The sequence below is a fragment of the Sulfurovum sp. MH2-6 genome (genome assembly GCF_058374785.1).
Genome location: NZ_CM178170.1, coordinates 729682 through 752516, shown reverse-complemented (window position 1 = coordinate 752516; position 22835 = coordinate 729682). Strand labels below are relative to the sequence as shown.

14 protein-coding genes are annotated in these 22835 nt (G+C 43.1%); 3 read left to right on the top strand and 11 right to left on the bottom strand.

Going from position 1 to position 22835, the window contains the following annotated elements; translation table 11 throughout:
• Nucleotides 1-766 precede the first annotated feature (766 nt).
• The 9 genes from AC4JOV_RS03740 to lolA all read right to left on the bottom strand — a co-directional run bounded on the left by AC4JOV_RS03740 (nucleotide 767) and on the right by lolA (nucleotide 13996).
• Nucleotides 767-1324 carry a hypothetical protein gene (locus tag AC4JOV_RS03740; RefSeq protein WP_229936485.1) on the bottom strand — a complete coding sequence of 186 codons (558 nt, stop codon included), beginning with the start codon at nucleotides 1322-1324 and terminating at the stop codon, nucleotides 767-769.
• A 134-nt stretch (nucleotides 1325-1458) separates the two neighbouring features.
• Complete coding sequence (locus AC4JOV_RS03735; RefSeq protein ID WP_229936486.1) at nucleotides 1459-1662, bottom strand: hypothetical protein; 204 nt, start codon at nucleotides 1660-1662, stop codon at nucleotides 1459-1461.
• A complete protein-coding gene (locus tag AC4JOV_RS03730) occupies nucleotides 1655-8116 on the bottom strand; it encodes an RHS repeat-associated core domain-containing protein (RefSeq protein WP_229936487.1) in 6462 nt (2153 codons plus the stop codon). Before AC4JOV_RS03730 ends, AC4JOV_RS03735 begins: the two co-directional genes overlap by 8 nt.
• A 99-nt stretch (nucleotides 8117-8215) precedes the next feature.
• Nucleotides 8216-8638 carry a hypothetical protein gene (locus tag AC4JOV_RS03725; RefSeq protein WP_229936488.1) on the bottom strand — a complete coding sequence of 141 codons (423 nt, stop codon included), beginning with the start codon at nucleotides 8636-8638 and terminating at the stop codon, nucleotides 8216-8218.
• Nucleotides 8639-8913: 275 nt separating this feature from the next.
• Nucleotides 8914-10509 carry an ABC-F family ATP-binding cassette domain-containing protein gene (locus AC4JOV_RS03720; RefSeq protein WP_229936489.1) on the bottom strand — a complete coding sequence of 532 codons (1596 nt, stop codon included), beginning with the start codon at nucleotides 10507-10509 and terminating at the stop codon, nucleotides 8914-8916.
• A 50-nt stretch (nucleotides 10510-10559) separates the two neighbouring features.
• The gene (gene arsC, locus AC4JOV_RS03715) at nucleotides 10560-10910 is read right to left on the bottom strand and encodes an arsenate reductase (glutaredoxin) (protein ID WP_229936490.1); all 351 of its coding nucleotides are present in this window, start codon (nucleotides 10908-10910) and stop codon (nucleotides 10560-10562) included.
• A 196-nt stretch (nucleotides 10911-11106) separates the two neighbouring features.
• Nucleotides 11107-11919 carry a polyphosphate kinase 2 gene (ppk2, locus tag AC4JOV_RS03710; RefSeq protein ID WP_229936491.1) on the bottom strand — a complete coding sequence of 271 codons (813 nt, stop codon included), beginning with the start codon at nucleotides 11917-11919 and terminating at the stop codon, nucleotides 11107-11109.
• Nucleotides 11916-13466: a DNA recombination protein RmuC gene (locus AC4JOV_RS03705; RefSeq protein WP_229936492.1), complete on the bottom strand. Its 1551-nt coding sequence runs from the start codon at nucleotides 13464-13466 to the stop codon at nucleotides 11916-11918. Before AC4JOV_RS03705 ends, ppk2 begins: the two co-directional genes overlap by 4 nt.
• Entirely contained in the window at nucleotides 13466-13996 is a 531-nt protein-coding gene (lolA, locus tag AC4JOV_RS03700) for a LolA-like outer membrane lipoprotein chaperone (RefSeq protein WP_229936493.1), read from the bottom strand. Before lolA ends, AC4JOV_RS03705 begins: the two co-directional genes overlap by 1 nt.
• Before the next feature lie 173 nt (nucleotides 13997-14169).
• Between lolA and secA the strand changes: the two genes are divergently transcribed.
• Complete coding sequence (gene secA / locus AC4JOV_RS03695; protein WP_229936494.1) at nucleotides 14170-16797, top strand: preprotein translocase subunit SecA; 2628 nt, start codon at nucleotides 14170-14172, stop codon at nucleotides 16795-16797.
• 47 nt (nucleotides 16798-16844) lie between these two features.
• Nucleotides 16845-18056 (top strand): ABC transporter permease, encoded by a 1212-nt coding sequence (locus AC4JOV_RS03690; RefSeq protein ID WP_229936495.1) that lies wholly within the window; start codon nucleotides 16845-16847, stop codon nucleotides 18054-18056.
• A 257-nt stretch (nucleotides 18057-18313) separates the two neighbouring features.
• Here AC4JOV_RS03690 and AC4JOV_RS03685 read toward each other — a convergent pair whose 3' ends face one another.
• Entirely contained in the window at nucleotides 18314-20962 is a 2649-nt protein-coding gene (locus tag AC4JOV_RS03685; protein ID WP_491522185.1) for a YhdP family protein, read from the bottom strand.
• A gap of 46 nt (nucleotides 20963-21008) precedes the next feature.
• Here AC4JOV_RS03685 and mltG point away from each other — a divergent pair, with 46 nt between their 5' ends.
• The gene (gene mltG / locus AC4JOV_RS03680) at nucleotides 21009-21917 is read left to right on the top strand and encodes an endolytic transglycosylase MltG (protein WP_491522184.1); all 909 of its coding nucleotides are present in this window, start codon (nucleotides 21009-21011) and stop codon (nucleotides 21915-21917) included.
• A gap of 1 nt (nucleotide 21918) precedes the next feature.
• On the opposite strand, the gene AC4JOV_RS03675 is transcribed toward mltG, so the two are convergent.
• Nucleotides 21919-22752, bottom strand: coding sequence for a DUF234 domain-containing protein (locus AC4JOV_RS03675; RefSeq protein WP_229936498.1), 834 nt, complete (start codon nucleotides 22750-22752; stop codon nucleotides 21919-21921).
• Nucleotides 22753-22835: the final 83 nt, after the last annotated feature.

Genomic DNA, 22835 nt, shown 5'->3' with positions numbered 1-22835 from the left:
TGCAAAAACTCTGCAACAATATTCTCTTTGTCTAACATATGTAAATATGTTGTTCCTATAGGTACCTTAATTAGTAGAATAAATATTACTTCTATATATCGTTTATTCTTAATAAGTTTAATTCTACATATTTTATACATCAAATATGTAACCACAGAAAAAAGTACAAAAGATATTACTAAAAATGGTAAAATTGTAATCATTAATTACCTTCTGCTATTACATTGATGGTACCAAGGTGTACCATACCTTCAGCTGCAAGTTGAGCCTTTGACGTTGTTTGATAACTCATTGGATACCCAACCATTTTACCAAATATCACTGAATCAATAACTTTTGGTACTCTTGTAATCAAGGCTGCACCACCGAGTGAGCCAGGATCTCAATTCTTTTTAAAATACATCAATAACCCGAAAATAGCTATGGCATTCCCTATCCAAATATAACTGGCTTCAGTAAAGTGTACCTGCTCATCTGGAGAAGAATACAATGCGATAAGTGAAAGTAAAATACCAAATATAACAAATCCTATTACACTTAAACTGATAAAGATATTTCTCACTTTTTATTTCCTTTTTTTTGCCAATTGTACAATTTATAAAATAATATCAATAATCCTATGGTCAATAGTGCACTACCTACGTATGTAGGTCCTGGTTCACTCAAATATAGCTTAGAGCCTTTAGGTATTGATATTATTTCAAGCAAATAGTTTAATCCAACTAATACGAACATTATCGCAGTAGATAGTAAACTATCATGCATTTTATTCAAACCAAGTGGTATTCATGCCACTTTCTCCTGATATAATATTTGCAGGTAGTGCAAACTTGTTAAAATATGGAAAAGTATCCATATATACTCCACTTGTTGTGTTGTACCAAATATGGGCGATAGGATATTCAGCAAAACTTATCCATCCCGTCAATCCCATTTCAATAGCTGTCATACCACTTTTCAACATTAATTGTGCATACCAAGGTGAATTATCTCGTACTTCCCTATACCCTTTCAAACCACCTTCAAATCCCTTTGCTATATCACCTGTTATTGTGCCATCTGTTAACTTCGTCCATAATTGCTTAAAGGATTGTCCTATAGTTTTACCCTCCGAATTAAACATATGTACAAACGCCCCGCTGATAGCCCCATTGGCAAACTTACCGCCGCCAAGAGCAGATGCTGTACCTCCTACTATAGCAGCGATACTTGTTCTCAAACCGAAGCCTCCTGCACCGTCACCGCCCATCGTGGTACCGGGACTGAAGAAACTTGCACTAAAGCCTGAAGCAAAACCCGATTTGAAGGTTCCACCTTGAGCCATGCTTATTATACCACGGCTAAGCCTATACGGAGTATGTGACGCATCAGTCCAATATACACTCCCACGAAATCATGGGAGCGAAAAAAGCCTCCTGCACCGTCACCGCCCATAGTGGTACCGTACAGGAACTATATTTATTTTTTATTTTTTTTGATATCTAAAAATATTTGAATTAATCTTAATAAAACTATACCAAAGAACATAAAAAGTATTGCATACTGATCTTTTGGACTGCTTGTACCCCATTTTGCTAAAGTAAATTCTAAAGGGTTTAAAAATCCCCAAAGAACATACATTAAAGCAATAAGCCATAAAAAAAACTCTAACTTTCTATTCACGAATATAATCCCCATATATTTTACCAGCTACACCTGACAAAGAAGTAGGCTGCGAAACAAAGTTGGCTCCTGAGTAAAAATCATATGGAACCATAATAAGTTTTGGAAGAACCCCGCCCGCACTATATTCAACTATTGTTAAAGGTATACCTAATCCTGTTTTTAAACTTTCCAAATGCTGTCTCATTTCTGGTGTATCTGACATATATTTAAAGCCTTTACTATCTGTAACGTAATAACCATTTTCACCTTTTCCATGAGCAATACGTAAATCTGTTCTCCCACTTTTTTCCATTTCAGCCTTTGTCTCTTCAGCTTCTGCTTGCAAATGATTAAACATAAATACAAATGCCGCACTCATCGCACCATTGGCAAACTTACCACCGCCAAGCACTGAAGCCGTACCACCGGCAATGGCTGTCATGGTCACCTTCATAATTGTACCTGCTGTCGTCTTAGCATAGTCTAAGCCTTTGACAAACCCGCCAAGAAGCGAACCTGCAAAACCGCTAAGGAATCCGCCCATCGCCTTACCACCACGTACCGCACTGATAGCTGCACGGCTAAGCCCATGCGCTAATGCTCTGACAACCTCTTTCATATTTCCTGCAGCTTCATAGATAGCTTTAAACATACTAGAGTGTCCGACACCAAACGCCACACCCGCACTTATCGCACCCCACAGGGCACCCTGCAGGGCGCCCTCCAAAGACCCCGTCATGATGGCTCCTGAGGCGAAGCCGGCCATTGCCCCGACTGTCATTACCCCCACCGCACTTAAAGTTGTAACCCCGGCAACCGTTGAACCAAATACTGCACCACCATACTGAACTAATAACCCCGGAGCATAAACAGCAATGACCGCCGCTATCGCGATCGCGGCAATGGTCTTGATATATTTCTTCACCTTCTTCCACAGTTTACTAAACCATGAGTGTCCGCTGGGGTCGGTGTACATCAACGGGTTGTTTCTTACATACGAGTAACGGTTGTAAGACTGGCTGTCATGCGGAGCCTGGATGATGGTATCGGCACTGAGGAACCGTCCGATATTAGAGTCGTAGACTCTGGCATTCATATGGACCAGCCCGCTCAGCTCTGCGATCTGCTCATGCCCGGTATAGGCTCTTGTCGTCTCTATCACCCTGTTGGCAAAGGTATTGTTGTTGGTACAGTAGTCCATCGCCCTTATCTTACCAAAGGCATCGTAGCTTCTTCTCTCTACCACTGTTCCCGTATCATCGGTGATCGCTGTGATGGAGCCCAGTGCATCGGTATGGAAATAGCGGTTATATGTCTCTTCGTTGTAGTTCTCATGCGTGGGTGCATAGTAGAGGTTTTTCACCTCGGTATGCGTCCCTACTACCTTGTTACCGACGGTGATATAAGCGATCTGCTTCTCTTCATAGTCTTCTACTTGTTCTTCATACCCCTTACCGATATAGTAGGTTGCAGTCTCTGAAGTCAATTTCATATACCTTGCATCACCTATACCGTAGTAGAACCGTACCTCTTTACCGTTTGTATGGTTTTCCATAACGGCAGGTTTGTTCAACGGACTGTATGTGATCGTATCTCCGTTACGGTTGATCATATTTCCTACAGCATCATACGTATAGTTTCTGTTTCCAGCTGTTTTAACCGCATGAGGTGCATTGGTATGGTACGTATACTCACCGATACCCGTTTGATAGACGATATTACCTATCTTGTCATAACGGTACTCTTTGAACTTGGCATAGTTGCCGATCACATCGGATGTAGTTGTCTGTGAGCTCAGCCTGTTCATCGCATCATACGTATAGTTATCTATGACCGGTCCGTTCTCCAGGCTGCTGTCCTCACGGGTCACGACATTACCCAGCTTGTCATACGTATAGTCCAGACGCTGTACATTGGCGATGACGGCTACATCCGAGTAACTCACGATCGTACCGGTAAATCCTACACTGTCATACCCGACACTAGTCTTGATACCGTTACCGAAAGTTGCCTGCGCGATATCTCCGAATGCGTTCAGGTCATTGATCGTGTAATGTACCTTGCCATCACTCCCCGTGACTGACTTAAGAATACCCTGTTCATAGGTATTGGTCACCTGATAGCCGTTTGGATAGCTCATTGTCACTGGTCTAGAGAAGCGGTCATAGGTGGTAGAAGAGATATAATCACCCCTTCCGCCTATATGCATGTTCGTCTCAACCGGACGCCCTTTGTCATCATAGGTGATCGTCTGTCTTTGGCTGCGAAGGTCACTGCCGTTGAGTTTTGACTCGGCATAAGATTCGATCTTCTTTCCTCTGCTACCTTTTGCTGCACTGCTGTCCCCGTAAGTAAACCGCTGATAGTTATAGCTCTGCTGTACATTTCCGTTTGCCAGGTAGGCTTGCCTGTCATAAGTATTGGTCTCTGTGACTCTACCAAGTAGATCGTAGTCGGTAGTAGTATAGTTCTTTGAGCTATCCGGGCCTGTTGAACCGCTCCATTGTTGCATCACTTTACCTGCGGCATTGTATCGGTAGTTCCATATGCCCAGGTCAGGATCGTTCATGTAGTATTTGTTACCCGCAGCATCATAGGCCATCACCACCACATTGCCGGCACTATCGGTAGTAGTAAGAAGGTTGCCTGATGCATCATAGGTATAATGAATGCTTGAATCTATCCCTGATCCGTATGCATCGGTGATACTGACCGTCTGGTCGATCGCATTTTTGACTGTTTTCTTCTTATTGCCTTTGGGATCTGTCACTATCTGTGTAAAGTTCTCGTGTGTGGTTGTATAGGTTTGCCGGGTATTCTCCGGTCCCGGTTTACTTACCTCTACTGCTCTACCGTAGTCATCATAGGTTGTAATGATCTTACCTTCTATGTTCCCCGAGAAGTGAGGAAGCGTCTCTTCAATGAGTTCTCCTCTGCTATTATAGGTTTTAAGCTTTTGAACACGTTTATCCAAGATGTAGCTATAAGATCCCACTTCACGGCCCAACATATCATAATAGGTGACACTTTCCGGTTGCCCGCTGCTTTCAACCTTCACGCTGTAGAGTGCATGGTTTGCTCCTATCAGACTGCCATCATCCCAGCTGTGTTTCCATGTTGTCTGAGTACCGTCTGCTCTATACTCGGCTGTCTTTCTTCCCAGTCCGTCATACTCCCATCTTGTCGTAAGTATATTTGGACCGGTTAAGGTCTTCAATGTACCAAATCGCGGATCATACGTTCTTGTTTCTGTAAGTTCTGCGGCATTGGTTATAGTTGTTTGGAACTTTCCATCATCGCTGTACCCAAAAGTGGTCGTAGCAGTTACAATACCTAAACCGGAGACAGTTTCACTCGCTTTGTTTCCAAAGCTGTCATAAGTATACTCTTTGGTCAGGGCAACGTCCGTACCTGCATTTGCAACCTCTTTGCTCAGGATACCGTGATCGTTATACTCAAAACTAGAGGATTTGACAACACGGTTCCCGTCTGTTTGCTCATGGACTACGGTAGATTTGGTCAAACGTCCGATGATCCAACTGCTCTCATCCTCGTCTGTATATTCATTAGTCGTGGTTTTTGTAAAGGATTTGTTGTTGATAAGGTCTACCGTTCTGTCCAGTGTTGAGACAATATTACCCAAACCATCCTCACTCAACGTATTGTAATGATAGACCTTTTTGATCTCTGTTGTCGTACCAGGGGCATAAACCGTCTGCAGGTTCAGTCTGGTATATGGCTGATGTACCTTTGCCTGCATTCCGTCAATGCCTTGTAGATCCGTACGGTCTGCATAGGTAATTACGGTTTTCGAGAGCATAGTGCCAGTCGTATCATCCTGTCCGGTATAGCTGACAAACGGCATTCCCGTATACTGAAATCCTTCACCGTTAGGCGCCTTTATCTGTTTATAATATGTAGTTGTATACCTTTGGGTCGTTTCATCGATCGTATCGATAGCATGGAACCCCTGCGAGCCTCTAAGCTTATTGATGATATACCCGTAGTACTTATATCTTATACTGTTAGTTCCACCAATACCGTTAGCACTCTCTACCCTATATACCAAAGGTTTTGCAGAGGTGACCTCTATGTTGTCATTGGCAAGATCATTCCAAGCAAAGGCATTACGCTGACCATAGACACTATAGTTGTGATAGATTTTACTATCGGTCATATTTTTATAACTAATCTCGATATTCTGATCTGTGTTATTAGTAATTTTTGTTATAAGCGATCTACTAACCGTATTGAGCTGTACCCAAAGACCGTGTTGTTTGGTCATATAATTATAATGATGCACCCTGTCCGGCAAACCATCTCCGTTAATATCGATAAACTGAGAATACTGTCCATCCCATGAAGGACGATATTGGCTATTCCTGGTAGCATTATCCGACCAGAGCGTCATTTCACCAAAATCGTGTCCTGAATTGAGCTGTACCCAAAGACCGTATTGCCTGGTCAGATAATTATAATGATGCACCCTGTCCGGCAAACCATCTCCGTTGATATCAATAAACTGAGAATACTCTCCACCGCCCCATGAAGGACGGTATTGTTCATTCTTGGTAGCATTATCCGACCATAGCGTCATTTCACCGAAATCATGTCCTGAATTGAGCTGTACCCAAAGACCGTATTGTCTGGTCATATAATTATAATGATGCACCCTGTCCGGCAAACCATCTCCGTTGATATCAATAAACTGAGAATACTCTCCACCGCCCCATGAAGGATGGCATTGTTCATTCTTTGTAGTATTATACGACCAACGCGTCATTTTACCGAAATCATGTCCTGAATTGAGCTGTATCCAAAGGCCCGGTATTTCCAGGGAACCCACAGAAGTATGAATATAATTTTTATGATGCACCCTGTCCGGCAAACCATCTCCGTTGATATCAATAAACTGAGAATACTCTCCAGCGCCCCATGAAGGACGGTATTGTTCTACCTTGCCGGTATTATCCGACCATAGTGTCATTTCACCGAAATCATGTCCTGAATTGAACTGAACCCAAAGACCGTATTGTCTGGTCAGATAATTATAATGATGCACCCTGTCCGGCAAACCATCTCCGTTAATATCGATAAACTGAGAATATGCTCCACCGCCCCATGAAGGACGGTATTGTTCATTCTTGGTAGCATTATCCGACCAGAGCGTCATTTCACCGAAATCATGTCCTGAATTGAGCTGTACCCAAAGACCGTATTGTCTGGTCAGATAATTATAATGATGCACCCTGTCAGGCAAACCATCTCCGTTAATATCAATAAACTGAGAATACTCTCCACCGCCCCATGAAGGACGGTATTGTTCGTTCTTGGTAGCATTATCCGACCATAGCGTCATTTCACCGAAATCATGTCCTGAATTGAGCTGTACCCAAAGACCGTATTGTCTGGTCATATAATTATAATGATGCACCCTGTCAGGAAGTCCATCACCATTGATATCAATGAATTGACTATGGGTATTTCCTTCGTGATTGTGGGTTGGGTTATATTGCTTGATGTCGCTCGCATTATTTGACCAAAGTGTCATTCCACCGTTTTTATGTCTACCACTCTGCCAGGTAAAATCAAGTTTTTTCAGGTTTTCATCATCCACACTTTCCGTAAGAGAAGTAATCATTGAGCGTTTAGGTTCTTGTACCTCATTAGTATAGGCTACTTTATACCTTCTGACCTCATTTGCACCGTTTTGGGTGGTTACAATAACATTCTTAAGGCGTTGGTTGACTTGAGAAATAAAGCCTCCATGGTACCCTTTGGAAACATCGGGCCTGTCTTCATACACAAATTCAATCTGATTATCCGCGTAGGAGATATGATCTATGTAATGAATTCCTTCTCTCTTATCCTGTATATAGTGAAAGTTGATCTCATTATCGTAGGTATCAATAATCTTCGAAACCTTCCAGAAACGTGCTACACCGTTTTCTTCGGTGAGCATCGATGCACCATTATCTCTACCATAGATGTACGTCAATCCGCTTTTTGTTTTGACTTCAAAGTAACTTGGTCCGCCATTTAGATCGTCATAAGAAGTTACTTTGGAATAGGTATCTATCTCTGTACGGTACTCCGTACCTGATGCACCATAGACACCTGAGATATTGATGAGTCTTTGTCCGTCCAGACAAAAGCGGTCATCACTATTATACTTGACACCAAACTTACGATTAGGACCGTCTACAGCTTTGGTCTGTGCACATCTGGTGATAGCAGAGAGCCCTCCAATGCTCCAACCGACCCCCATATATCCATTTCCACTGCTGGATGAGTAGTTCAAAGAAAGTTTGGGCTCCATACCGGCTATACCCGGTGGCACGTCTATCTTGAGTTCATAGTTTGCCGTACCCCGATCTACACTAAACTCCCCTTTGGTTGTTCCTACGATTGTTGCATTGACTTGTATACTGCAAAGCAATATAAAAAACAGTATGATTTTGTATGGTTTCACTTCCTCTTCCCCTTAATTTAATGACAGTTATCTTTAATCTAAACACGTTATGCTCAGATCAAAAATATCTATGTAATGTGTCTAATCATTCATCTAAAGCTATTTTTCCAACTCCTCTTTTTTGAATTGCTCCTCTATTTCCATAACTTCATCATCCAGTTCTTCAAACCCGATATCAGCTTCCTCTGTAATCTCTTCATAACGCGCTGGTACCAACGCGTCATAAGTATTTTGTGTTTTTTCCTTCATATTTTGAAAAGCAGAAGTTTGTTTTTTCTCTTCACTCGTTTGAGTTGTTTGTTTAAGTTTATTATCTTCTGAAACAGTAGACTGAAGAGGAGAAAGTTTCAAATCTTTTTTTGGACTTAGCTCTTTATCGCTAAGGTCTTCCTTGATCTTACTAGACGGTATAGGTTTTTGAGGTTTTGGATTTACTTCTTCTGTATGCCATAGTGCATAAAAGAGATATACAGCAATAAATGCCAACAACAATATAAAAACATAGTAAAGTCGATTCCCCATTTTATTATTCCCCTCTATCTCATACTTAACTATTTTTTATAAAGTTTGTATGCTTTAATGAAAAGTTAAATAGAATTAGAACTTTATCAAAAGTTTTATTAAAAATAGAGCATGAAAAATGCTGAAGCATTTAGGTATTGTTGTAGGAGTTTTTAAGACAGAACATCCCGCAAGCTGGAGCTTGGGGAGAAGGTAAACATTTTATGTGATTGTTTATGTTAGAGCGTCGGGGTAGGGATACCCCGACCTACAACGCTAACGGGCAAAGCCCGTTCCTAGTGACCGTATTGCTCTACGAAGGATTCATAATCCCCTTCGAAATCGATCACACTGCCGTCTTCATTGAGTTTGATGATACGGTTTGCAAAGGCATCGATCAATTCACGGTCGTGTGTCACACAGATCACACCGCCCTGATAGGTGTGCAGTGCCTCACCCAACGCGACGATCGCTTCAAGGTCGAGGTGGTTGTTCGGCTCATCCATGACAAGGAAGTTGGCACTGTCCATCATCATCTTTGAGAGCATGACACGGTGTTTTTCACCCCCTGAACATGCATCGACCATCTTCTTCTGCTCTTCACCGCTGAAAAGCATACGGCCAAGCGTTTTACGGATCTCGTCGATATGCCATTTCGGATCAAATCCCTGGATCCATTGGGGCAGCTCGATATCACCTGTGACGATATCCGTCGTGTTCTGAGGGAAGTAGCTTGTAGAGATCGTCTGCCCCCAGTTATAGCTTCCGCTGTCCGCTTCCAGTTTATCCATCAGTATCTCTAAGAGTGTCGTTTTACCCACACCGTTAGAACCGATCAGAGCAATCTTGTCACCTTCATTGACTTTGAAACTGATATTTTCAAGTACCTTCTCATCATCGTAACTTTTTGAGAGCTCTTTGACCTCAAGTATCTCGTTCCCTATATCACGGTGCGGTTTGAACATGATAGAAGGATCCCGTCTTGAAGAGAGCTTGATCTCCTGGATATCAAGTTTATCCAACTGCTTCTGTCTACTGGTCGCCTGTTTTGCCTTTGAAGCATTGGCAGAGAACCTGGCGATGAACTTCTCGAGCTCATCTTTTTCTTTGAGTGCTTTGTTTCTGTCCGTCTCAGCCTGTTTTGCGAGTAGGTTTGCAGCGATATACCAGTCATCGTAGTTCCCTGTAAACTCACGGATATTCTGGAAGTCAAGGTCCAGGATGTGTGTCACGACACCGTTAAGGAAGTGTCTATCGTGAGAGATAACCACCATTGTCCCTTCATGACGCTTCAGCTCCTCTTCAAGCCATCCGATCGTCTCGATATCAAGGTTGTTGGTAGGCTCATCCAGGAGTAGGATATCCGGCTTAAGGAAGAGTACCTGTGCCAGCAGGATCTTGAACTTGTCCCCACCGGTGATCGAGCTCATAAGCTCATCATGTTCGCTAGCCGGGAATCCGAGTGCTTCAAGCAGCTTTTCGATCTGTACATCAGACTCATAGGTCGGGTCTTCATCTGCACAGATCATCTCAAGTTCTGCCAGGCGGTTATTGACCTCATCACTCTCGAAGTCACCCTCCATATAGAGCTTCTCTTTCTCTTTTTGTGCATCATAGAGCTTTTTGTTTCCATAGAGTACGGCATCTTTCAGCGTAAAGTTCTCAAAGGCATACTGGTTTTGCCCAAGTACCCCGAGTCTGAGTCCCGGTTGGATCTGTACTTCACCATCACTCTGTTCTATCTCTCCCGAGAGGATCTTTAAAAATGTCGATTTACCTGCACCGTTGGCACCGATAAGCCCGTAGCGTTTACCTACATCCAACGTGATATTGATCTTATCAAACAGTACACGTTTTCCGTAGCGTTGTGTTAAGTTGACTGTACTTAGCATCTCTTTTCCTTACATTGCGATAATAATTGGCCGAATTTTAACATAAAATATCAGGAAATCAATTCAACCACTTTTTCAAGTGGACGACCGATCACTGCTTTTCCATCCTTGATCACGATGGGTCTTTCGATCAATTTCGGATTCTCTACCATCGCTTCTATCAGCTTCTCGTCATCCGTCTCTTCAGCAAGGTGCAACGTTTTATAGATCTCCTCCTTGGTACGCATCAACTCTCTTGGAGCGATTCCCAACATCTTCAGAACCTCTTTCAGTTCCTCTTTTGTCGGAGGCGTATCAAGGTATTTTACCACCTCTGCATCGATGCCTTTCTCTTCAAGCAGCTTAAATGAGTCTCTTGATTTGCTGCATCTCGGGTTGTGCCAGATTGTTACGTTTGCCATAGTTATCCTTTTTATACTGATTTGGAAAGGAGCAAAGCCCCTTTCCACGTGGTCGTCCTCAGCAGACGGCTCAAGGCTTTAACGCCTTTTTATACTGATTTGGAAAGGAGCAAAGCCCCTTTCCACGTGGTCGTCCTCAGCAGACGGCTCAAGGCTTTAACGCCTTTTTACACTGATTTAATTTAATTTGATTTGATTATGAGTGGAGTGTGAGTATCTTCTCATCTACACCTTTGATCACATCCATATCTCTCTTCTCATAAAATATATTTGAGAGCAAAAAACGCAGCGCATTGAGCCTTGCACGTTTTTTGTCATCGGCCTGGAGTTCTATCCATGGCACCACAAGCGTACCGGAGAGATCAAACATCTTATCGCGGTACTTGACATAGGTACCGTATGCATTATGTGATTTATAGTCAAGCTCAGAGAGTTTCCAGTTCTTGAGCGGATCTTTCTCTCTTTGTTTGATACGTCTTGCCTGAGTCTTTTTCGTAATATTCAGATAAAACTTAAAGACCATCACCTCATCATCTACAAGCATCTTCTCCACTTCATTCACCTGCCGGTAGAAGTGATCATGCTGCTCCTGTGTGCAGTAACCGAATACCTGTTCAATCCCTGCCCTGTTATACCATGACCTATCAAAAAATACGATCTCACCGGCATTTGGCAGCTGTTTGATATGGCGCTGAAAGTACCACTGTCCCAACTCTTCGGAGTTTGGTTTCGGCAGGGCAACCGAACGTATTTCCCTTGGATTGAGATAGGTAGAGAACTCTTTGATCGTAGAGCTTTTCCCTCCCATATCCATCCCTTCGAAGATCACCAAGAGGCGTTTATCGTTTTTGATGATCCACTCTTGCAGCTTTACGAGTTCATGTTGCAGTCTATAGAGCTCTTTGTCATAAAAACGTTCTTTTAATTGACCGTTTTTTTTAAAGACTTTGGAATGCTTTTTCGTATGTTCTGTCAAGTGGTCTGAAAATTTGGCAATTTGTGCTTTCACTTCGCATCCTTGTGAATCTCCCTAGGGATCTTTTTGCTGGTTTGTGCACCAAGCTCTTTTAGCTGTTCTACCTGTCTTACAAGATTACCTCTTCCGTCACTCAGTTTACTTCTTGCTGCAGTGAAACTGTTTTGCACGGTATCGATCTGCTTGGATATCTTAACCAAATCCTCTGAAAATCCGACAAACTTATCATACATTGCCCCTGCACGTCTTGCGATCTCTTTCGCATTTTGATTTTGACGCTCGTGTTTCCATACATTCTCCACTGCACGCATCGCTACAAGCAGCGTCGTCGGACCGACTAACAGTATCTTCTTTCTAAATGCCTCATCATATATGGAACTCTCATGCTCCAGCGCCACTGCCAATGCCCCTTCGATAGGCATAAACATAAAGATAAAGTCCAGGGTCTGAACCTCTTTCAAACGCTCATAGTTTTTTGCGGCAAGCAGATTGACATGGGATTTTATCGAATCCAGATGGGACTTCAGGTAACTTGCCTTTTTGACTTCATCATGTGCATTGACATAACGCTCATAGGCTACCAAAGAGGTCTTTGCATCGATAATGATGTCACGGTCATCCGGAAGATGAACGATAACATCAGGTCTCAGGACATCCCCCTCTTCCGTACTAAGACTCACTTCACGTTCAAACTCATGTCCTTTTCTAAGTCCAGAGGCTTCAAGAACATGCTCCAGTACCATCTCTCCCCATATACCCTGTTTTTTACTCTCCCCCTTGAGCGCTTTGGTAAGGTTGATCGCATCTTGACTGATCTTCTGATTGAGCTCTTTGAGGGAGTGGATCTCATTTTTCAAAACCGCCCTATCCTGGCTCTCTGCATTATAGGTATCGGAAACCTGTTTTTTAAACTCTGCGATCTGTGCCTGCAGAGGCCTGATCATATTGTCCATATTCTCTTTGGAAAATTCGGCAAATTTCTGGGAATTGCCTTCAAAGACTTTTCTGGCCAATGCTTCAAACTCGTTTTTAAGCTCCTGCTTATGCGTTTTCATCAACTCCATTTGATTGTTCGCGTGTCTTGTTTCACTCTCAAGCTTGGTAAGAAGTCTTGCATTGTTCGTATGGTACTTGCTGTTCTCTTCTCTCAGTTTTTCATTCTGTGCTACCACAGCTTTATGCTCTTCCAAAAGTGTGCTGTATCTCTCTTCACTGTTTTCCAATTTTACCGTGGTTTCGCTCATCGACTTTTCAAGTCTATTGTGTCTAGTTTCCAGCTCATCTTTTGTCTCTTGCAGTTGTTTGAGTGCCTCTTTTGTCTCCTGAAACTGCTGAAGCTCCTGCTTCTGGCTGGCATCCCTCACCTGATAGAGCTGCAGCTCCCGTTCAAGAGAGGTGATCTTTTCATCCTTTTCCCCGTCTATCTGTTTCAGGTCATAGAGCTTGTCAGCCAGTGTCTTTGATCTGCTTGAGAAGACAACGACTACAAGCACGATGATAAGCAGCACAACGATTGCGACACCGACAAGCAGCATCAAAGCAGAATCACTCTGTATCTTTTGCAATAAAGCTTCCATCATTACTCTCCTATCACATCATAGGATTCAGGTGCCTCACAGAGTAAACTTTTGATCGGCAGTTTACCCTTGCCATAACGCATATGTTCAAAAATGATCAGCACTTCATTATCCAGGTCATCATAATATGCAACACGCCAAAGACGTTGATTCCCATCAAGCTGTATCGTATAGTTTTTCCCTTCATATTTGGCGATAAACACCGTCTTCGTCTTTTTATAAGGTTTTGCCGACTTTAAGATCTTTGCCAGATCAAACCCTTTCTCGATCAGATAGTAAGAGACCTGTTCAAGATCATGATCAACCACGGTAACATTCTCACCATTACTGCAGACCTCTTTTTGTGTAGGCTCCCGGTAGACCCACTTGAGCATCTTCTCATCCGAGAAACGCACAGTTCCCCTATAATGTATCTCCTTCTTATCCGGATTGGTGATCCGCTGCTTAAAATCCGCTTTAAAGTTATCCGGTAGACTGATCGGAGAGGCGATAAGCGCTCCCGACAGTATCAATAACGTCCATATTCTCTTCATTAAGATCCTTCAATATACTTCTCTTATTTTAGCAAAATAGCCTTGATAAGTGAGAAATTATCCCCCCTCTTTTTAGAGAAAAACCTGTAACTTCGGCAGTTTGAAAAGGATAACGACAAATTAACCTCTTTTTAGATAGAATAACCCCATTTTAAAGCGGGGCTATACAAATAATGATACAAAATGTTCTCAATAAGGTCTTTGGTACAAGAAACGACAAGATCGTAAAAAACTATCTCAAAAAAGTCGACAAGATAAACGCACTTGAAGCAGCATATGAAAAGTTGGATGACGAAGCACTTAAGGCAGCATTTAACGCACTCAAAGAAAGCGTTCAAAACGGAGAAAAGAGTCTGGATGATGTACTCTTTGACTCCTTTGCCATTACCAGAGAGGCAGCAAAACGTGTATTGAATATGCGCCACTACGATGTACAGATGGTCGGGGGTATGGTACTGCACGACGGTAATATCGCTGAGATGAAGACGGGTGAAGGTAAAACACTCGTTGCGACATTGGCCGTCGTCCTTAATGCCATGACCGGTAAAGGGGTGCATGTCGTCACAGTCAATGACTACCTGGCAAAAAGAGATGCCGGGGAGATGGGAGAACTTTATCGTTTCCTCGGATTCTCTACAGGATGTATCACCTCTGAGATCTACAGTGAAGAGGAGAGAAAAGCACAATACGATGCAGACATCACCTACGGGACAAACAACGAGTACGGATTTGACTACCTGCGTGACAATATGAAAGTACGTATCGAGGAGAAGGTCCAAAGAGAACACAACTTTGCCATCGTCGATGAAGTCGACTCTATCCTTATCGATGAAGCAAGAACACCGTTGATTATCTCCGGACCGACGCAGAGAGACCACAACCATTACCAACGTGCCAATGAGATAGCCCAGCAGTTGGAAAAGGGTGAAAAGAAAGAGACAAGACCGGGAGAACCTGAACAGACGACAGGCGACTTCATCGTCGATGAGAAGAACCGTCTGATCATTATGACCGAACAGGGGCTGGAGAAAGCCCAAGAGCTCTTTGGTGTAGAGAATATGTATGACCTTGAGAATGCGGCGCTCTCTCACCACCTTGACCAGGCACTCAAAGCACACTATCTTTTTGAACAAGATGTCCACTACGTGGTAAAAGACAGCGAGATCATCATCGTTGATGAATTTACGGGACGTCTCAGCGAAGGGAGAAGATTCTCCGAAGGCCTTCACCAGGCACTTGAAGCCAAAGAGGGTGTAGAGATCCAGGAAGAGTCCCAGACACTTGCGGAGATCACCTATCAGAACTACTTCAGGCTCTATGAGAAACTGGCAGGGATGACAGGTACGGCACAAACAGAGGCAACCGAGTTTTCTCAGATCTATAATCTTGAGGTTATCTCTATCCCTACCCATCTTCCTATCGCCAGAATGGATAAAAACGATCTTATCTACAATACTGAGCGTGAGAAGCTCAATGCCGTAGTCAAAAGGGTCAAAGAGTTCCATAGTACAGGCCAACCGGTACTGATCGGTACCGCGTCGATCGAAAAGTCTGAAATGGTCCATGAAAGACTGAAAAAAGAGAAGATCCCGCATAACGTACTCAATGCGAAGAACCATGAAAAAGAGGCTGAGATCATTATAGATGCGGGAGTCAAAGGCGCTGTCACCGTAGCTACAAATATGGCAGGTCGTGGTGTAGATATCAAGATCGATGATGAAGTAAGAAGTCTTGGCGGTCTTGCGATCATCGGTACGGAAAGACATGAGAGTAGACGTATCGACAACCAGCTAAGAGGACGTTCGGGGCGTCAGGGTGACCCGGGAGAGAGCCAGTTCTTCCTGAGCCTGGATGATAACCTTCTTCGTATTTTTGGCGGTGAGAAGATCAGAAACATCATGAACAGACTGGGTGTGGAAGAGGGAGAGTATATCGACTCGAAGATCGTGACACGCTCTGTTGAAAAGGCACAGAAAAAAGTGGAAAACCAACACTATGAGTCCCGTAAACATATCCTTGAGTATGATGATGTCGCAAACCATCAAAGAAAAGCGATCTATGCATTTAGAAATCAGCTGCTTGATCCCGAATTTGATATCGATGCAAAGATCAAAGAGAACCGTGCCGAATATATCGCACATCTTCTAGAACTTTGTGAGATCTTCCCGGGAGCACCGAAAGAGGACTTCAATATCGAAAAGCTGACCGCTTTGATCAAAGAAGAACTCAATATCAGCGTTCAGGGTGATCCGTTCGTAGATGCAGAGATCGAAGAGATCACAGAGAAGATGACAAAGATGATGGAAGACCTCTACGAAGAGAAGATGTCTATGATCGATCCGGCACAACGCAGCGAGATCGAACGTGTCCTTTATCTTCAGGTGCTCGATCCGCAGTGGAGAGACCACCTTTATGAAATGGACGTACTCAAAACAGGTATCGGCCTGAGAGGGTACAACCAAAAGGATCCGTTGACCGAGTATAAACAGGACAGCTACAGACTCTTCCAGGAGCTTGTACAGCGTATCAAATATGAAGCGGTCAAAACCCTTCAACTTGTACAGTTCACGTTCGAATCTCCCGAAGAGGAACAGGCAGCCGTTGAACATATCAGAGAAGAGCTGGACAGCAGTGTCGCTGAAGCCGTACTCAACAATGAAGAAGAAAAAGAACCGAAGAAAAACAGACCGATCACCGGAACAAAGAAGCCGAAACGGAATGAGCCCTGCCCATGCGGATCAGGTAAAAAATACAAAAACTGCTGTGGACAGAGCGGGCCTAAAAAGGGACTTTTAGCCTAACTAAACGTTATGCTTGATGCCCTACCGGGCAGGTGAAGGAAAAAGATATGAAATCAATGATTAATAGAGAGTTTGTGCATCATATCATCCGTCACTACCTTAAATACGATAGAGATAATCCTTTTATCTTTATCTCTGCACTCCTGGCATTTTTGGGTATCTCCGCAGGTGTGATGGTACTCATGATCGCGATGGGTATCATGAACGGGACACAAAAGGAGTTCACAAAACGGCTCTTTGTGATGAACTACCCTTTAACCGTACTCCCCATCACGCAAGATGCGCTGGATGATACACTTATCAATGATCTTCAAAACAAGTTTCCCCATCTCCAGTTCAGCCCCTACTACACGACCCAGGTGATCACTAAAAACGCCGGTGCGGTACAGGGATCCCTCCTTTACGGAATAGACTTCGATAAAGAGAGCCGGATCAACCATATTTTCAAAGAGGCAAAAGGGGAAAGGGAAGATACCTTCCGTATCATTATCGGAGATTCACTCTCCTTTGAGATGGACGCACCCAAAGGAGAAAAAGTCACCCTCTACTTTTCCGAACAGGAAGCGATAGGTTTTGCTACGATGCCTTTGCAAAAACGCTTTGTTGTCGATGGTGTTTTTGACTCCGGACTGAAAGCCTATGACAAAGCGATCATCTATACGACCCATAAAGCGTTCCATAAACTGCTGAAACGTCAAGAGGGATACTATGACGGTCTTCATATCTACACCGAAGACCCCATCAAGGAGATCGATAAGATAAGAGCTGCGCTCCCTGATTCGGTGATCATAGAAGGGTGGTGGCAGCAAAACGGTAACTTCTTTGCAGCCATGGAGATGGAGAAAAAAGCACTCTTTTTGGTGCTTCTGCTCATTATCCTTGTTGCTTCGCTCAATATCATCTCCTCTCTGCTGATGACGGTGATGAGCCGTAGAAGTGAGATCGCGCTTATGCGTACGCTAGGGGCGACCAAGGCAGAGATACGCTCGATCTTTTTTAAACTGGGCCTCGTGATAGGAAGTACAGGAATTTTGGTCGGTACACTGCTTGGTTTTTTAGGGATTTGGATACTGAAAACCTTTGATATCATCTCCATGCCTGCAGATGTCTACGGTACAAGCAAACTTCCTGTAGATCTTACGATGAGTGACTTTGGCCTGATCCTTCTTGGAACCTCTGTGATCATTCTTCTCTCATCACTCTATCCTGCCAAGAAAGCTTCTCAAACCGATCCGCTTACCGTACTTAGAAATGAATAAGATTCATCGGGGAAGAAGATTTATAAAGAGTTCGGATAGTATGGGCAAAGGACTTTAATGCTCCTCTTCAAAGCCAAATCCACCCATCCTTGAGCGTAAGCATACGCACAATAAAAAGAACCTCTCTTGTACGCTTTGAACCTCCCCCTCTTAGTGCATTCATGATAGCTGCTCGCTCCGAAGAGCCTTTCGGGGCCGTATATAGACCACCTGTAGATGCAACTGTAAAAATTGCAAACGATAGAGGGGTATTACCCTTAAAAAAGTTCCATCTCTTCTTTTGTTGATGCAGGTTCTTCGGTGTCAGATTGCCGGATCTCCCTTTTCATGCTTGGCTCTTCCAAACCTAACTGCCGATGAACTGACGGATCCACTGCCTCATTTTCTATACGTTTTGTCCCATCTATCATCTGTTTTGGAGACTCGATCGTACGCTTGATAATCTCCAAAGGAAGCAGCAGGATCTCCTTGGCTGCAGAGGTGTTGACTTGGGGCTTATCAAGCGTTCCTTTGATCGTGAGTCCTATCGTCATACTCTTGTCTTCTCCCATAAGGATATATCCGATCAATGGAATTTTCCCCACCACATTCCCTAAGGTTTTAGCGGTTCTGATCGCCAACTGAATATCAATCCTGTTTTTCTTGATATCGATGGAGCCTTTCCCTACAAGTGTCGAGGATTTCCCTTTGATATAGATAGAGTCAAAGACAATTTTTTCCCCTTTGATCATACGATATTCTGCCACCCCTTTTCTGATCCTGAACCCCTCTTGTGAAAAACCCGGATCTTGCAAGGTAGCCAGTGCCGGTAAGGTATTGATAAGCGCGATGGTGTTGTTATAGGCTTTGAAGTCTTTCATTACCCCTCCCTCTATAATGATCCTTCCCTTCATCACCTTATCTATATCTCCCGATAATTTAAGGCTGTAACGTCCCTTTTTCAATCCTTTGAAATCAATCAACGGATGTAACACTTCATCTTTGATACGCAGTGCATTGATAGAGAAGATCTCTCCTCTCTTTTCAAATTTTACGATATCACCGTCAGAACTGCCGATCGCTTTGATATTACCGTTTGGTTTCACCTCAACGTCATAACTATCCGTGACCAAAGTATACTTCTCATAGCGAAGGTTACTCTTCTCTCCCAGGATGACCAACGGATCACCTTGTTTATCAGTGATACTCCCCTCTTCCTGCTGTGTCGAGAGATAGTGAAGAAACCTTTTTAGATCGATATTGAGTTCCTTCAGTGTTACCCTTGATTTTGTTTCATTAAAATGAAGACGCTTGTCAAATGCATAGAAATCTACCCCTTTAGGTGTGATTTTCCCTGAACATGGCACCCGGGTATGACAGACACCATCCCCCTCATAAAAGAAGCAAGTATTTCGGTGTAACACACCTTGGAACGTAAACGTTTTAAAATCACCGGTAAAGATATCTGCGCTTCCGCCTTCCTGAATATAGGTTTTATCTCTAATATAAGGTTTGATCAGATTGAGATCTGCAAATGAGAACTGCGTCCTATTCTCCTCTTCACTGATAGAAAACGCCAGTTCAGGTATTTTGATATCTATCCCTTTGTGATAATCCAAAGCAATAGTGAGCTTCTTATCCTTTATCTCAAAATACTTCTCTTTTGCTTTCCCACCGCTATGAAGATAGTCAAGATCTACAGCGATCTCTGCTTGTTTCTTCCGAAGTTGCACACTTCCCTCTGCTGTACCGCTGTAGAGTTGATCTTTCAGGCGTATCTGATTTAAAGAGACAACCCCATCCTCATAGTGTACATGTCCACGCTCTATACCCAGGTCCAACTTATAGAGTTGCACCCTGGCATCCTGCATATCGACATCGATCACAGCAGTTGTCTTACCTGTTTTCAAGCGTATATCCAGACCTATCGATGCCTGCCCTGTACCGCTTTTCTGCACTACAGGTATCTTCAGATGATAGGCTTGGAGTATCTTCTGTACCGCTTCATCAAATGGTGAATCCACCTTAAGATCGAGCTTTAAACTGGTAGGCTTGTTGCCTGTAAGATCTACGATGGAGACGCTGCTGCCATCCAGTGCTTTATTCTGATAGAGCGGTCTATCCAGATCAAAGTATAAACCGCCCTTTTTATACGCCATAACAATTTTAGGGGTGTAGACACTATCCAAGCCATCTTTAAAGTTTATCTGTGCGTTGCTGAATTCAGCCAGACCCGTTAAGCTATCGATATCCAGCTTAAACTCCTGACCAGCTACGCTCCCCTTCCCTTTGAGTGATTTTAGTTGGTACTGCTCCGCCTGAATTCTCTCAACCGACCAATGTTTCACCGTTTTTGACAATGGCAAAACTTCCATCAATGGTTTCAGGTCAGGGAAGGTGTCGCTTTGAAGATCAAAACTGATACGTTTTTTGACCTTGCTTGCCGTAAATTTTCCCTGGATCCCGTACATATCGTACCGTCCCCAGGTATGAAGCCTGTCTTCATAATGGCTATAGGTAAAGTTACCTGAAAGTGTGATATTTTTTTCTTTGATATAGAGTAACGGTACCTCTGCTTCAAAACGCTTATCTATACGTTCTATTTTCCCTGCGATCTCATAATCTTTGGTATTGATATGAAGCACATTATCCGCATAGACAAGGTCAATTCTGTTATTTTCATAAATGACATCCTGCAGTGCGACATACTCAAATATTTGAAGCATTCCCTTGATACGGTCAAATGTTTTGTCTATCGAGGCAAACGATGGATTGGCTTTACTTTTTGGGATAATAATATGATGTGCACTGAGTGTCAGTTTTTTATCGAGTTTAATGTATAATCCAGAGAGTTTATACGGGCCTATATGCAGGTAGTCCGCTTTGATACCTACTTTCAGCCATACTGCAAATACTATCAAAAGCATCACAAAAAGGATAAGAGTGTTTCGTAAAAATTTTATAATGTCCCTGATGGAGAACATTCTCATTCTTTTCATTATCGCTTCCGTCTTCTATACATCACAATCCCTGCAGACACAAAAAACCATCTATGTGCCCCAGGGATCTATCACCAACATTATATCACAGCTGCATAAAAAGGGGTACGAAGTCAGTCCTATTGACAGATATATTTTAAGCTTTTTGGGGCAGCCGCAAAGCGGATGGGTTGATATCGGTGCCGAGAAGCTCAACCGTGTAGATTTTTTATACAAACTTGCCACGGCTAAAGCAAAAATGGAGGAGATCACTTTGATACCGGGAGAGACAGCTCTGCTCTTCTTTGAGGATATCGCCTCTACCCTGGATCTTGATGCAAGCAGACTGCAACACTACTACGATCAACATGCCGACTACCCTGAAGCAGGTATCTATGCCGATACCTATTACGTACCTTTTGGGATCAATGAGGAGCAGCTGATTGCTTTTCTCTTGAAAGAGTCCACCGGACAGTTTCAAAAAATCTCACAAAAAATATATGGAACCTATGATAAAAAGCAGTGGCTTAGAATCCTTACCATTGCCTCCATTATCCAAAAAGAGGCAGCCAATACTGAAGAGATGCCGCTGGTCTCTTCGGTCATCTATAACCGTATAAAGAAAGGGATGCCCTTACAGATGGACGGGACACTCAACTATGGAAAATATTCTCATATCAAAGTGACCCCGGAACGCATCCGAAACGATAAGAGCAGATTTAACACCTACAGATACAAAGGTCTGCCTCCCTCCCCGATCGGCGCAGTCAGTTTTGATGCGATCATAGCGGCGATAAAACCGGCACAGACGGACTATCTCTATTTTATGAAAAACAGACAGGGAACCCACGATTTTACCAAAAGCTATCGTACTCACCGCAGGAATATACAGAAGGCAAGATAATTTAGATCAGCAACTTCAGGTCATTCAGATCAAAAAGCAGCAGCTTCTCATCCTGATGTTGCAGTAACTCATTGGAAAAACCGCTTTTGGAAAAGAGTGCATAGGTATCAACTGGTATTCCCGACTGCTCTGCTTTAGCCATAAGTTTTCTCAGTTCGTTTTTACATACTTTACGGTCTTTGTACTTACACTCTCCCAGGATGATCTTTTTCTGGTCAGTAACAGCCAGGATATCAAACTCGCTATACTGGTTCCAGTAACTCCCTGATGCCAATACCTCAACACCTTGTTGCCCAAAATACTCTATAAGCAGTGCATTGCATAACTGTTCATACACCAGGGTACGTAACCGCTCATAATGTTTTTCAAAATTTGTCAGAAATCTCTCACCCTTCCCTGCTTCGAGCTCTTTATGATAGATTTCCACAAAGCCGAACCAAAAACGCAAAAAGGGTTCATTAAAACGCAGTTTGTCTTGTATCCGGTAGCTACGCAGATGTTTTTTGATCTTCTGTTTGGGATACGCTTTTAGCGGTGTCTCCCTTGACTTCTCAATAAAAAGGATGCCGAGATCGACAAGTTCCCCGATCACCTCTTCCCCTATACTCTCACTCAGTCTTGCTTTACGCAGTACACTATAAAACTTTCCGTCACCACTGGCCACAGCGATCAGAACTTCACGGTAAGGCGACTCAATAAGATAGGAAGGCGAGACAAGATTTTGGAATTTTTTAAACTGATCAACGAAATTTGTTTTTACCATAGTAAAGAGGTCATCGAAGAAATCCAGCTCGATATTCTCTTCTACCCCGCCGAGAATAGAAAAGTATTCCAATGACTGCTCTAGAGTAAGATAATTAAAGTAGTGGTGAAACCTTTTAAATGACGCTTTGATATGCAACCTCTATAACTTGTTTG

Coding starts and splice junctions, on each gene's coding strand:
- AC4JOV_RS03720 (WP_229936489.1), bottom strand. CDS start 10,509: ATGCTAAGTACAGTCAACTTAACACAACGCTACGGAAAACGTGTACTG.
- arsC (WP_229936490.1), bottom strand. CDS start 10,910: ATGGCAAACGTAACAATCTGGCACAACCCGAGATGCAGCAAATCAAGA.
- secA (WP_229936494.1), top strand. CDS start 14,170: ATGATACAAAATGTTCTCAATAAGGTCTTTGGTACAAGAAACGACAAG.
- AC4JOV_RS03705 (WP_229936492.1), bottom strand. CDS start 13,466: ATGATGGAAGCTTTATTGCAAAAGATACAGAGTGATTCTGCTTTGATG.
- AC4JOV_RS03725 (WP_229936488.1), bottom strand. CDS start 8,638: ATGGGGAATCGACTTTACTATGTTTTTATATTGTTGTTGGCATTTATT.
- lolA (WP_229936493.1), bottom strand. CDS start 13,996: ATGAAGAGAATATGGACGTTATTGATACTGTCGGGAGCGCTTATCGCC.
- AC4JOV_RS03740 (WP_229936485.1), bottom strand. CDS start 1,324: ATGGCTCAAGGTGGAACCTTCAAATCGGGTTTTGCTTCAGGCTTTAGT.
- mltG (WP_491522184.1), top strand. CDS start 21,009: ATGGAGAACATTCTCATTCTTTTCATTATCGCTTCCGTCTTCTATACA.
- AC4JOV_RS03685 (WP_491522185.1), bottom strand. CDS start 20,962: ATGCTTTTGATAGTATTTGCAGTATGGCTGAAAGTAGGTATCAAAGCG.
- AC4JOV_RS03690 (WP_229936495.1), top strand. CDS start 16,845: ATGAAATCAATGATTAATAGAGAGTTTGTGCATCATATCATCCGTCAC.